Genomic DNA, 12,465 nt, shown 5'->3' on the forward strand with positions numbered 1-12,465 from the left:
ACCGGATGAAGACGAGCACCGAACACTCATGGCTCCGGCTGATCCTTCCCCTGGCCGTCAACGTCGTCCTGGGGGTCCCAGCCGTGGTTCCGGCGTTCCTGCTGTGGTACTTCGCGTCGAACTGGCCCCTTGCCGACCTGGGCTGGACCGAGCGCGAGCCCACCGAGAACGACGGCATGCTGCCCTGGTTCATCATCGCCACACCGATCCTCACACTGTTCGGTCTCGTCTGGTGGCTGGCCAACCGTCCTCTTCGGCGCAGGACGGCGCTGTCATCCCGCGCGTACTGGCTACTGAGCGCAGCGGCCACCGCACTGCCCACGCTCACTCTCATCATCATCAGCTTGGGAAGGAACTGAGGACGTGACCGACAACACGCGTAGCACGAGCGGCATATCGAGACGGGTCGTGATGAAGGGGGCCGGTGTGCTCGCTGTCGCGGCCGCCGCCGGCTCCCACGCATCGCCCGCGGCCGCGGCCGCCCCCGCCGTCCCTCCCGGTGCCCGGAAGGAGGCCCCCACCTCCGCCAACGGCTGGCCCCTGGAAAAGCAGGCCAATCACGTCTCCACCGTCTGGACACGCCCCGTCTCGGGCACCGGTCTGGAGGTCGACATCCGGATCGGCGACGTGGAGGCGATCCTGCTCCATGTCGTACGGCGCTACCACTACGAGGTCGAGCAGCTGCCCCGTGTGGACCTGGCGGGCTGGCAGCGGATCGACGGTCTGAAGAAGGACGCACCGGAGTCCAACCTCGCCTCGGGCACCGCGGTGCGGATCCGCCCGGGCGCGGGCGCGAGCGGCAGCCTCTTCCCGCTCCAGGTGCTGACGGTGCGCGACATCCTCGCGGACTGCGAGGGCGTGGTGCGCTGGGGCGGCGACGACGACCCGGTCGACGAGTCGCTGTTCTACATCGACCGCGCCCCGGACGACGCGTCGGTCCGCAAGCTCGCCGACCGGCTGCGGCTGGCCGAGGCCACGCCCGGCGACGGTGCCGGCGTGACGGTGGACGTGCTGGCCCCGTCCCGGCGCGACCGCGCGAAGCGGCTGGTGAAGGAGCAGCGGGCGCACTGAGGCCCGGCAAACGCGTCCGGGGGCGGACCGTTCGGTCCGCCCCCGAAGGACAGCGTCACCCGGTACAGCGTTGTCCGGCAGGCTCACTCCTCGACGGTCAGCCCCTTGCGCAGCCGCACCAGGGTCCGCGACAGCAGGCGCGAGACGTGCATCTGCGAGATGCCGAGCTCTTCACCGATCTCCGACTGGGTCATGCCGGCGACGAACCGCAGGGACAGGATCTTCCGGTCGCGTGACGGGAGTTCGGCTATCAGCGGCTTCAAGGACTCGACGTACTCGATGCCTTCGAGCCCGTGGTCCTCGTAGCCGATGCGGTCCGCGAGCGCGCCCTCGGAGTCGTCCTCCTCCGGCTGGGCGTCCAGTGAGGAGGCGGTGTAGGCGTTCGACGCGGCCATGCCCTCGACGACCTCGTCGTTGGAGATGCCGAGCCGCTCGGCCAGTTCGGCCACCGTCGGGGCGCGGTCCAGCCTCTGGGCGAGCTCGTCGCCGGCCTTGGCCAGGTCGAGCCGCAGCTCCTGGAGCCGCCGCGGAACGCGCACGGACCATGAGGTGTCACGGAAGAAGCGCTTGATCTCGCCGATGATGGTCGGCATCGCGAATGTGGGGAACTCGACACCGCGGGACAGCTCGAAGCGGTCGATCGCCTTGATCAGGCCGATGGTGCCGACCTGGATGATGTCCTCCATCGGCTCGCTGCGGGAGCGGAACCGGGACGCGGCGAACTTGACCAGCGCGAGGTTCAGTTCGACGAGCGTGTTGCGGACGTACGAGTACTCGTGGGTCCCTTCCTCCAGCGACTCGAGGCGCTCGAAGAGGGTCCTGGACAGGGCCCGCGCGTCGACCGCGCCGACTTCCTCGTACGGGGGGATGTCCGGAAGTCCGGCGAGAAGGTCGTCCTGTGTGACGAGCATCTCGTCCTGCTCGATGGGATCCAGAGGTTCCGAACGGGGTGTCGACGTCGCTTTCTGGGTACGCGATGCGTCGAGCCGGGGTGACATGGTGTCCTCCATCGTTCTCGGCATATGGCTGCCGGAGCCGTTAGGTGCACTGCGGTGTGCGGCGCCTCCAAAGCCGGCCGTGTCGGGTACGTGTCCTTACTAGGCCTACCCGCTTTCCTGAGCCCACCGCAAGTGCGTTTTGCGTGCATGTGTCCGTTTGCGTGTGGTTGTTCGGGTGTCGAAGCGTGGCGGGAAGGCGTAGTGTTCGAGGTCGTCAGCAAGCAGCCACGAGGTCGGGAGAGAGAGACGGCATGGACCGCGGGACGGTCGGCAGCGCACAGTCTGGCCGGCTTCTGGTCGAGGTGCGGGAAGAGGGCTCTAGTGCCGTCGTGACCCCGGCGGGTGAGTTGGATCACCACACCGCCGATCTGTTGCGTGAGCCACTCGAGGACTGCCTCGCCAAGGGATTCAAGCGTCTGGTCATCGACTGCGCGCGCCTGGAGTTCTGCGACTCCACGGGGCTCAACGTGCTCCTCGGCGCGCGACTGAAGGCGGAGGCCGCCGGTGGCGGCGTCGCGCTCGTCGGGATGCAGTCGGTGGTGGCACGCGTGTTCGAGATCACGGGGGCGGATGCGGTCTTCAGCGTTCATGACACGCTCGAGGCGGCCCTGGCCGAAGAGTCGGGCTGACCGCCGGTGCGTCGGCGCGCCGTGCCCCGGCCGTCCCCCTGTGACGGGCGTCCTGCGCCTGTGACGTTTTTCGTGGCGAATGCATGGGTGTTCCCTCGGTCCGCCAGGGCAGGAGACATCCTGAACCTGTCGGCCGTCCGGGTGACGGGGACGCCGCGAAACCGACGTGCCGCCCACTGCGTGACCGACGGTGACGTGAATCTTTTGAATCGTGAACTGGTGAATCGGTGAGGTGAAGCGCTGATGAGCACCACCCGGCCTTACCCGCCGGGCGACCGCGGGCCGGAGCCCAGCGGCGCTTCCGGGGCGTCCGAGGGTGGCGTAACGGCGGCCGGCCCGTCCGGTGAGGGCGTGGCCGCGCCGTCCGGAGCCGCGGCGCCGCCGGGGGGCCGGCAGGTGCGCCGGCTGAGCTTCGAGGGCGAGAGCGGTGTCGTCCCGCTGGCCCGCGACTTCACCCGCCAGGCGCTGTACGAGTGGGGCTGGCTGCCCGCCGCCTCCGCCGACCGGCGGGCCGCCGCCGAGGACGTACTTCTGGTCGTGTCCGAGCTGGTCACCAACGCCTGCCTGCACGCCGAGGGGCCGGACCAGCTCCGGATCACCTGCGACAACAAGGTGATCCGCATCGAGGTCGCCGACCGGGGCACGGGGCAACCAGCGCCGCGCACGCCCCATCGGGCGGGGCGCCCCGGCGGTCACGGCATGTTCATCGTCCAGCGGCTGTGCCTGGACTGGGGCGTGGTGCGCACGCCGGGGGCGGCCGGCAAGACGGTGTGGGCGGAACTGGGCGCGCCCGCCTGAGGGCGCGGCCCGGGGCGCCCGTCAGGCGCCCCGGCTCGATACCGGGGTGGTGCAGAGGCTCCCGCCGGTTTTCCCCGGACTCGTGGCCCGGGTGCAGGGTCCGTCGCGCTTCGGGCTCCGTTGGCGGTCGGTTCGGGTGTCGGGCCTGTCGCGCTTCGGGCCCTCTCGGAGGCCGGTTCGGTGCCGAGTCCGCGAAGTGTCCCGGTTGACCTCTCCCGAGGCTGATCACCCCCCCCACGAAACCCCGCCGTACATCCCGTCGTGCGTCACTCGCCGCCCGCCGGATCGCCACAGATCCGGCCCGCACTGTGTCTTCCTTCCTCAAGGCCCCGGGCGTACCTTGACGACCCCATCTGATACGCCGTCAGAAAGAGGAAGGGGAGCGGCACCGTGTCGTACCGGAAACGAACCGCCGCGCTCGCGTCCGCCGCGGCCCTGGCCGGCTCGGTGGTGTGGATGGCCGCCCCCGTGGCCCGGGCCGAGGTCGTCGACGTCAACTACCAGTGCAAGACGCCGATCGGCGACAAGAGTGCCGTCTCACCCATCGACATCAAGGGCGTCAGGAGCGGCGGCGGCTACCGGATCACCATGTCCTGGCAGAAGGGCGTCTCCTCCAGCCCGGTCGAGCTGGGCAAGGGCGCGATGACGCCGAGCGCCACCATCGCCCTGGGCGGTGCCGACAGCGGCACCCTGACGGTGACCGGTCCCGCCAACGAAGCCGCAGTCCCGGCCAACACGCCCATCAAGATCAGCGACCTGAGCGGGACGTACACGCCGAAGAAGAGCGGCGAGGTCACGTTCACGGCCGGTGTGCTCACCATCAAGGCGCTCGGCACGACGACCACGTGCACGCCGACCAACGACCCGGGCCCGTCCCTGACCCTCGACGTCACGGCCGCGAGCGGCGGCACCGGCGGCCCCGTCCAGGACGGCGGCGGCTCCGGCTCCGGCTCCGGCAGCGGTGCCGAGCTTCCGCAGACCGGGCCGGAGGATTCGGCCGTCGCCCTCGGCACGCTCGGCGGCACGGTCCTGCTGGCCGGCGCGGCGGGCGCCCTGTGGCTGACCCGGCGTCACCGGAGCCCGCAGCAGGGCCGCTGACCGCGGGGACGCGGGCGGGCGGCACGGGCCGACCGCCCGCCATCGACGCACGGTCGCCCGTCCGCCGGTCCGGCCGTCCGCCCGACCGCTCGCCGCCGACGCCGTACGACCGCCCGTACGACCGCTGGAGTCGCCGATGTCGCCCTCCGCCCGACGTCCGTACCCGTCACTGCCGGTCCTGCTCGCGCTCCTGTTCACGCTCCCGCTCGTCCTGGCGGGTGCCGGGCCCGTCCGGGCGGTGGACGACCGGCCCCGTGTCGAGGTGTCCAAGCCGCAGGCGGGGACGGGCGGTTCGGTCACCGTCACCGGCAGAGGGTGGCGGCCGCGGGCCCTGCTGACGCTGCTGGTCTGCGGGCAGGCCGAGCCGGACCGGGGCGTCACCGGCGGCACCAACTCCTGTGCCAACGCCGACGGCCGGGCCGTCACCACCGACGCCGAGGGGCGCTTCCGCCGGGAACTGCCCGTCGTGGAGCCGCCGGTGCCGTGCCCCTGTGTCGTACACGTGGCGACGGTCACCGGGGCCGGGGCGGAGGCGGACGCTGCCTTCCAGGTGGCCGGGCACGCGGTCGAGCCGCTGCCCGCGGAACCGTCCGGCGGGCGGCTGTCCCTGCTCGCTGACACCCGGCTGCGCGGCTCCGGCGGGCTGCTGACCTGGTTCGGCTCACCGCCCTCACGGACCCTCGTGGTCACCGTCGGCAACGTCGGCACGTCCCCCGTGAAGAACCCCGTGTTCCAGGTCGGCACCTCGCACGGCGTGTTCGCCCCGCAATGGCAGGACCAGCGCTGGCGCGGCACGATCCGGCCCGGTGGGAAAGCGCGCGTCGAGCTGCCCGTGGAGCTCGCGTCCGGCGCCCACGGCGACTACACCGTGTCCCTGAAGTACGGCGGCAAGGTCCTCGCCGAACACCCCTGGGGCGTGGGCCGCCCGTGGGGCGTGACCCTGTTCTGGGTGCTCGTCCTGCTCGTCGTCCCGGCAGCGGTGTTCCGCGCCGGACTGGCCGTGGTCGACCGCGTACGCCCCCGCAACCCCGCTCACGCGGCCCGTGCCCGCCCGCCCCGCCGGGCAAGCCGCCAGCGGCTGCCCGCCGCCCGCAGGCCCTCGGCCCTGCCCTGGTTCGCCCCGGAAGCCGAAACCGAAGCCGAAGCCGACCGGCCGGCGTCAACGACGGCACGAGGACGTGAAGACACGAGGACGTGAAGACACGAGGACGTGAAGACGCGAGGGGCGCGACGCCAAGAGGACGCGACGCCACGAAGACGCGACGCCATGAAGAAGGGCCGCCATGAAGAAGGGCCGCCATGAAGAAGGGCCGCCGCACCCCGAAGGGGCGACGGCCCTTCTCAGGCCCCGCCGGTCAGCGGACTCAGCGAACGTCGCCCATGAGCCCCTTGACCTTCTTGCGGAACATGTACACCGAGAAACCGGCGAACACGGCCAGCGCCGCCTCCAGCGCCACGAAGCCCGTCCGGTCGAGGTTCACCCCGCCGACGGCCGGGTTGGACAGCAGCGCGGTGACGGAGTCGCCCGCGGTGACCGCGAGGAACCAGACGCCCATCATCTGCGAGGCGTACTTCGCCGGCGCCATCTTCGTCGTCACGGACAGACCCACCGGTGACAGCGTCAGCTCACCGACGGTCTGCACGAAGTAGACCGCGACCAGCCACATCGCCGCGGCCTTGTGACCGCCCTCCGCGATCGACAGCGGAGCGAGGAAGAGGAAGAAGGACGCACCCACCAGCACCAGGCCGGAGGCGAACTTCACGATGGTGCTCGGCTCCTTGCCCCGCCGGTTCAGCCACAGCCACAGCCAGGCGAAGACGGGTGCCAGAGCCATGATCAGGACCGGGTTGACCGACTGGTACCAGGAGACCGGGAACTCCCAGCCGAAGACGGTGTTGTCGGCCTTGTCGCTGGCGAAGAGCGACAGGGTCGAGCCGCCCTGGTCGTAGATCATCCAGAAGACGGCGGCGGCGGCGAAGAACCAGATGTACGCGGACACCTTCGAGCGCTCGTCGTCGTCCAGGTCCTTGTCGCGCAGGATGCGGGTGATGACCAGGATCGGCACGATCAGGCCGAGGAGCGTGAGCGGGATCAGTGCCCAGTTCAGGGTGAAGTGGCCGGTGCCGCCGACCAGGGCGTAGAAGACCACCGCGACGGCCAGCCAGATCAGGCCCTTGCGCAGGGTGGCGGCCTTCTCGGCGGGCGACAGCGGGGTCGGGACCTCGCTGCTCCGCGCGCTCAGGTGGCGTCCGCCGAGCAGGAACTGGACGAGGCCCAGCGCCATGCCGAGCGCGGCCAGCGCGAAGCCCAGGTGCCAGTTGACGCTCTCACCGACGGTGCCGATGACCAGCGGGGCGACGAAGGCGCCGAGGTTGATGCCGATGTAGAAGACGGTGAAGCCACCGTCCCGGCGCGGGTCGTCCGGGCCGTCGTAGAGGTGGCCGACCATCGTGGAGATGTTGGCCTTCAGCAGACCGGAGCCGATGGCGACCAGGCCCAGGCCGACGTAGAAGCTCGCGGCGGCGGGCAGCGCCAGGCACAGGTGGCCGAGCATGATGACCAGGCCCGCGACGGCGACCGTCTTGCGGGGGCCGAGCACACGGTCGGCGAACCAGCCGCCGGGCAGGGTGAGCAGGTACACCAGCGACAGGTAGACGGAGTAGATCGCCGTCGCCGTGCCCGCGCTCAGGTGCAGGCCACCCGGGGCCACCAGGTACAGCGGGAGCAGGGCCCTCATGCCGTAGTAGGAGAACCGCTCCCACATCTCGGTCATGAACAGAGTGGCCAGTCCGCGGGGGTGGCCGAAGAAGGTCTTCTCGGAACCGGGGGTGCCCGGTCGGGCCGAGTCCTTCGTCAGGCTGGACGCCATGGTCGTTCCTTGCTGCTCGGGACGCGCCCCGCCGCAGCGGTGGTGCGCCCGGTGGGGGCTGCCGGAACCGGTGCGTACGGCCGTCCGCCCGACGCCTTACGGGGGTCCGCTCCGGGCACGGAGCGGTGGGCGGTCGCCACCGGGATCCACACCTCTACGCGCGTCGCCGCACGACGAGGCCCGGCCACAGGTCGATGCACAAAGGGGCTGGTCGGAACCAGTCCGCACACAAAAGAGACCTTCAGGGCAAAAGGCCGCAGAAGGCCGCCGTGGCGCTACAGGCGTTGAATCACCATACGGCAGGACACCGCGGCATATGGAAGGGCTTGAGGCTCGGATCACAGGTCTAGAGGGAACCACGCGCCATGTTTCCAAGGTCCTCGCCAGGATCGCACCCCACAGGCAGAGGTTCCGACGTCTACCCGTAGAACGTAAGAACCGGGTGTGGGGACGGTAAGAATCAAGGCTTCCGGTCACACCCCAGCTCAGGGCCTCGCAGGTCTACCATCACCTCATGACCCGAGTACTGCTCGCCGAGGACGACGCGTCCATCTCGGAGCCGCTGGCTCGCGCTCTGCGCCGGGAGGGCTATGAGGTCGAGGTGCGTGAGGACGGCCCCGCCGCTCTCGACGCCGGACTGCAGGGCGGCGTCGACCTGGTCGTGCTCGACCTGGGTCTGCCCGGCATGGACGGTCTGGAGGTGGCCCGCCGCCTGCGTGGCGAAGGCCACAGCATCCCGATCCTCATCCTGACCGCGCGCGCCGACGAGGTGGACACCGTCGTCGGGCTCGACGCGGGCGCCGACGACTACGTCACCAAGCCGTTCCGGCTCGCCGAGCTGCTCGCCCGGGTCCGCGCCCTGCTGCGGCGCGGCGCCGCCGAGCCGCAGCAGCCGCCCGCCACCCACGGCGTGCGCATCGACGTCGAGTCGCACCGCGCCTGGATGGGCGAGGAAGAGCTCCAGCTCACCGCCAAGGAGTTCGACCTGCTGCGGGTGCTGGTGCGCGACGCGGGCCGGGTCGTCACCCGCGACCAGTTGATGCGCGAGGTCTGGGACACGACCTGGTGGTCGTCGACCAAGACCCTCGACATGCACATCTCCTGGCTGCGCAAGAAGCTCGGCGACGACGCGGCCAACCCCCGCTACATCGCCACGGTGCGCGGTGTGGGCTTCCGCTTCGAGAAGAGCTGAGCCGCGAGACAGGCACGGGTGTACGGGGTGTATGGGTCTACGGGGCCTACGGGGCCTACGGGGTTCACGGGTATACGGGTCTACGAGTACACGGGTAACAGCACATGCGCCGCCGACTGATCCAGTCCACGCTCGCCGTGGTGCTCGTCGTGATCGCCGTCTTCGGGGTCTCCCTCGTCATCGTCGAGACCCGGACGATCAGCGACAGTGCCCAGGAGCGGGTGCAGTCCGAGGCGGTCCGCCTGGCCAGCATCGTCGACAGCCGGCTCTTCGTCGCCCAGCAGGTCGACGCGGAGGTGCTGCGCAAGCAGGTCACGCAGGACCGCTACTACGCGGTGATCCGGATCCCCGGGGAGGCGCCCATCCGGCTCGGCACCAAGCCGGCCGGTGACGTCATCAGCGCGACCGCGCCCGGCGAGGAGGGCGAGACGGTCACGGTCGAGGAGCCGCGCTCCTCGGTGACCCGGGAGGTCGGCCGGACGCTGCTGATCATCGTGCTGGTCGCGTTGCTGGCGGTGGTGGCCGCGGTGCTGCTGGCGGTCCGCCAGGCGAACCGGCTGGCGTCGCCGCTGACCGACCTCGCGGAGACGGCCGAGCGGCTCGGCTCGGGCGATCCGCGCCCGCGGCACAAGCGGTACGGCGTGCCCGAGCTGGACCGGGTGGCGGACGTGCTGGACGGCTCCGCCGAGCGCATCGCCCGCATGCTGACCGCTGAGCGGCGGTTGGCCGCGGACGCCTCCCACCAGCTGCGGACGCCGCTGACGGCTCTGTCGATGCGGCTGGAGGAGATCACCCTCACCGACGATCTGGACACGGTGAAGGAGGAGGCGACGATCGCGCTGGCGCAGGTCGAGCGGCTCACGGACGTCGTCGAGCGGCTGCTGACGAACTCCCGCGACCCGCGTAACGGCTCCGCCGTCACCTTCGACCTCGACGAGGTCATCCAGCAGCAGCTCGCCGAGTGGCGGCCCGCCTACCGCAGCGCGGGCCGGGCGATCGTCAGCTCCGGCAAGCGGCACCTCGAGGCCGTGGGCACGCCGGGAGCGGTCGCGCAGGTGCTGGCCGCGCTGATCGAGAACTCCCTGATGCACGGCGGCGGCACCGTGGCGCTGCGCACCCGCGTCACCGGCAACCAGGCCGTCATCGAGGTCACCGACGAGGGCCCAGGCGTCCCCGCCGACCTGGGCGCCCGCATCTTCGAAAGGGCGATCAGTGGCCGCAACTCCACGGGCATCGGCCTGGCGGTCGCCCGCGACCTGGCGGAAGCCGACGGCGGCCGCCTGGAGATGCTCCAGACCAAGCCCCCGGTCTTCGGCCTGTTCCTGTCCCGCACGCCGCTGCGGAAGCCGTCGGGGAACGACGGGGAGCCGACGGTCCGCTAGGGAGGCGGTCCGCCAGGGATGCCGTGGTCCGCCGGGGATGCTCCGGGCCGCTACGGCGCCCGCTGCTTACGGCGCCCGCTGCTTACGGCACCCGCTGCCTGGTCCGTGACGTCCGGGCCTTCTCCCTCTTCAGGACCGTCTCCGCGTCCGCCACCGCCTCCCGGGCGGGCAGGGCGCGGAACACCCACGTGCGGTACGACCAGAAGCGGAACAGGGTCGCGAGGCCGATGCCGAGGAACTTGAAGACGTTGTTCTGCAGCGGGGTGTCCCAGTCGAAGCCGTACGTGGCCGCGTACAGGACGCCGTTCTCGATGACCAGCCCCACCGCGCTGAACAGCAGGAACAGGGACATCTCCCGCGTACGGCCGGTCTTGTCGCGGTCGCGGTAGGTGAAGTAGCGGAAGCCGACGTAGTTGAAGACGATCGCGACGACGGTCGCGATGACGCTCGCGCGGACCACCGGGAGGTCGGTGACGTGCCGCACCAGGTTGAACACGAGGAGGTTGACCAGCACCCCGGCACCGCCCACCGCGCCGAATTTGGCGACTTCGTGAACGAGCCGTCGGAGCCGCGAGGCACCATGTCCCATGGTCGTGCAGGCCCCCGTCCGGGTTGGCGTCAACCCAGCCATGCTAACCACCCTCCCCCGCGATCTTCCTGCGGACGCCGGCGGACGGCCGGAGATGGTCCGGGCGGGCCGGGGAGGGGCAGGAAACCGGCCACCCTGGCGCGGCCGATACCCTGGGGGCGTGACGTTCCCGGTAGTCGGCATGGTCGGCGGGGGCCAGCTCGCTCGTATGACACACGAGGCAGGCATCCCGCTCGGCATCAGGTTCAAGCTTCTCAGTGACACCCCGCAGGACTCCGCTGCGCAGGTCGTGAGCGATGTCGTCGTCGGCGACTATCGCGACCTCGACACGCTGCGCGAGTTCGCCCGCGGGTGCGATGTGATCACCTTCGATCACGAGCACGTACCCACCGAGCACCTCAGGGCCCTGGAGGCGGACGGCATCCCCGTGCGTCCCGGCCCCGACGCGCTTCAGCACGCCCAGGACAAGGGCGTGATGCGGGCGAAGCTCGACGCGATCGGCGTGCCCTGCCCGAGACACAGGATCGTCTCCGATCCGCAGGACGTGGCGGCCTTCGCCGCCGAGGGCGAAGGCTTCCCCGTCGTCCTCAAGACCGTCCGCGGCGGTTACGACGGCAAGGGCGTGTGGGTCGTCGACTCCGTCGAGGAGGCCGCCGACCCCTTCAAGGCCGGTGTCCCCGTGCTCGCCGAGGAGAAGGTCGACTTCGTCCGCGAGCTCGCCGCCAACGTCGTACGCTCCCCGCACGGGCAGGCCGTGGCCTACCCGGTGGTCGAGTCCCGCCAGGTGAACGGCGTCTGCGACACGGTCATCGCCCCGGCGCCCGACCTCGACGAGGGCCTCGCCCTGCGGGCCGAGGAGATGGCGCTGAACATCGCCAAGGAACTCGGCGTCGTCGGCCACCTCGCCGTCGAGCTGTTCCAGACCCGCAATGACGACGGGTCTTCCAGTGTCCTCGTCAACGAACTCGCGATGCGCCCGCACAACTCCGGCCACTGGTCGATGGACGGCGCCGTCACCAGCCAGTTCGCCAACCACGTCCGGGCGGTCCTGGACCTGCCCCTCGGCGACCCGCGCCCGCGCGCCCCCTGGACCGTCATGGTCAACGTCCTCGGCGGCGACTACCCGGACATGTACTCCGCGTACCTGCACTGCATGGCCCGCGACCCCCAGCTCAAGATCCACATGTACGGCAAGGACGTGAAGCCCGGCCGCAAGGTCGGCCACGTCAACACCTACGGCGACGACCTGGACGACGTGCTGGAGCGCGCCCGTCACGCTGCCGGCTACCTGAGAGGCACGATCACCGAATGAGCCCTGTTGTCGGCATCGTCATGGGGTCGGACTCCGACTGGCCCGTCATGGAGGCCGCCGCGAAGGCCCTCGACGAGTTCGAGATCGCCTACGAGGTCGACGTCGTCTCCGCGCACCGCATGCCGCGCGAGATGGTCGCCTACGGCGAGCAGGCCGACGGCCGCGGACTCAAGGTGATCATCGCCGGCGCGGGCGGCGCCGCCCACCTGCCCGGCATGCTCGCCTCGGTCACCCCGCTGCCGGTCATCGGCGTGCCCGTGCCGCTGAAGTACCTCGACGGCATGGACTCCCTGCTGTCGATCGTGCAGATGCCGGCCGGAGTCCCGGTCGCGACGGTCTCCGTCGCCGGTGCCCGCAACGCCGGTCTGCTCGCGGCCCGCATCCTCGCCGCGCACGACGAGGAACTGCGCGGCCGGATGCGCGAGTTCCAGCAGGAACTCAACGACCAGGCCACCGAGAAGGGCAAGCGCCTGCGCTCCAAGGTCGAGGGCTCGGGCGGATTCGGCTTCGGCGCGGGGAAGTGACG

Annotated in this window: 13 protein-coding genes; 10 read left to right on the forward strand and 3 right to left on the reverse strand. The window is 70.8% G+C overall.

The genetic code is table 11. The features are described 5' to 3' along the window. The first annotated feature begins 5 nt into the window (after positions 1–5). Entirely contained in the window at positions 6–359 is a 354-nt protein-coding gene (locus ACZ5TL_RS18175; RefSeq protein ID WP_468590829.1) for a hypothetical protein, read from the forward strand. Positions 360–363: 4 nt separating this feature from the next. Next, a complete protein-coding gene (locus ACZ5TL_RS18180) occupies positions 364–1,071 on the forward strand; it encodes a hypothetical protein (protein WP_468590831.1) in 708 nt (235 codons plus the stop codon). Between the two features lie 83 nt (positions 1,072–1,154). On the opposite strand, the gene ACZ5TL_RS18185 is transcribed toward ACZ5TL_RS18180, so the two are convergent. Beyond that, positions 1,155–2,069, reverse strand: a complete 915-nt coding sequence (locus ACZ5TL_RS18185) for an RNA polymerase sigma factor SigF (RefSeq protein WP_468590832.1) — start codon at positions 2,067–2,069, stop codon at positions 1,155–1,157. Between the two features lie 251 nt (positions 2,070–2,320). Between ACZ5TL_RS18185 and ACZ5TL_RS18190 the strand changes: the two genes are divergently transcribed. The 4 genes from ACZ5TL_RS18190 (at position 2,321) to ACZ5TL_RS18205 (ending at position 5,792) form a co-directional block, all read left to right on the forward strand. Then, positions 2,321–2,698, forward strand: coding sequence for an STAS domain-containing protein (locus tag ACZ5TL_RS18190; RefSeq protein WP_468590833.1), 378 nt, complete (start codon positions 2,321–2,323; stop codon positions 2,696–2,698). 243 nt (positions 2,699–2,941) lie between these two features. Beyond that, entirely contained in the window at positions 2,942–3,496 is a 555-nt protein-coding gene (locus ACZ5TL_RS18195) for an ATP-binding protein (protein ID WP_468590835.1), read from the forward strand. A gap of 390 nt (positions 3,497–3,886) precedes the next feature. Beyond that, complete coding sequence (locus ACZ5TL_RS18200; protein WP_468590837.1) at positions 3,887–4,594, forward strand: LPXTG cell wall anchor domain-containing protein; 708 nt, start codon at positions 3,887–3,889, stop codon at positions 4,592–4,594. 136 nt (positions 4,595–4,730) lie between these two features. Further along, entirely contained in the window at positions 4,731–5,792 is a 1,062-nt protein-coding gene (locus ACZ5TL_RS18205; RefSeq protein ID WP_468590839.1) for a hypothetical protein, read from the forward strand. Positions 5,793–5,958: 166 nt separating this feature from the next. Here the strand turns inward: ACZ5TL_RS18205 and ACZ5TL_RS18210 are convergent, their stop codons facing one another. Continuing rightward, a complete protein-coding gene (locus ACZ5TL_RS18210; protein ID WP_468590841.1) occupies positions 5,959–7,464 on the reverse strand; it encodes a peptide MFS transporter in 1,506 nt (501 codons plus the stop codon). Positions 7,465–7,978: 514 nt separating this feature from the next. On the opposite strand from ACZ5TL_RS18210, the gene ACZ5TL_RS18215 reads away from it, so the two are divergent. Both ACZ5TL_RS18215 and ACZ5TL_RS18220 read left to right on the forward strand, forming a co-directional pair. After that, complete coding sequence (locus ACZ5TL_RS18215; RefSeq protein WP_468590843.1) at positions 7,979–8,656, forward strand: response regulator transcription factor; 678 nt, start codon at positions 7,979–7,981, stop codon at positions 8,654–8,656. Between the two features lie 104 nt (positions 8,657–8,760). Further along, the gene (locus ACZ5TL_RS18220) at positions 8,761–10,038 is read left to right on the forward strand and encodes an ATP-binding protein (protein WP_468590845.1); all 1,278 of its coding nucleotides are present in this window, start codon (positions 8,761–8,763) and stop codon (positions 10,036–10,038) included. 82 nt (positions 10,039–10,120) lie between these two features. Here ACZ5TL_RS18220 and ACZ5TL_RS18225 read toward each other — a convergent pair whose 3' ends face one another. Then, a complete protein-coding gene (locus tag ACZ5TL_RS18225) occupies positions 10,121–10,627 on the reverse strand; it encodes a GtrA family protein (RefSeq protein ID WP_468590924.1) in 507 nt (168 codons plus the stop codon). 160 nt (positions 10,628–10,787) lie between these two features. Here ACZ5TL_RS18225 and ACZ5TL_RS18230 point away from each other — a divergent pair, with 160 nt between their 5' ends. Both ACZ5TL_RS18230 and purE read left to right on the forward strand, forming a co-directional pair. Next, positions 10,788–11,939: a 5-(carboxyamino)imidazole ribonucleotide synthase gene (locus tag ACZ5TL_RS18230; protein WP_468590847.1), complete on the forward strand. Its 1,152-nt coding sequence runs from the start codon at positions 10,788–10,790 to the stop codon at positions 11,937–11,939. Next, positions 11,936–12,463: a 5-(carboxyamino)imidazole ribonucleotide mutase gene (purE, locus tag ACZ5TL_RS18235; protein ID WP_078899324.1), complete on the forward strand. Its 528-nt coding sequence runs from the start codon at positions 11,936–11,938 to the stop codon at positions 12,461–12,463. The genes ACZ5TL_RS18230 and purE overlap by 4 nt, the downstream gene beginning before the upstream one ends. Positions 12,464–12,465: the final 2 nt, after the last annotated feature.

It is taken from the genome of Streptomyces sp. NPDC033136, from assembly GCF_055578235.1.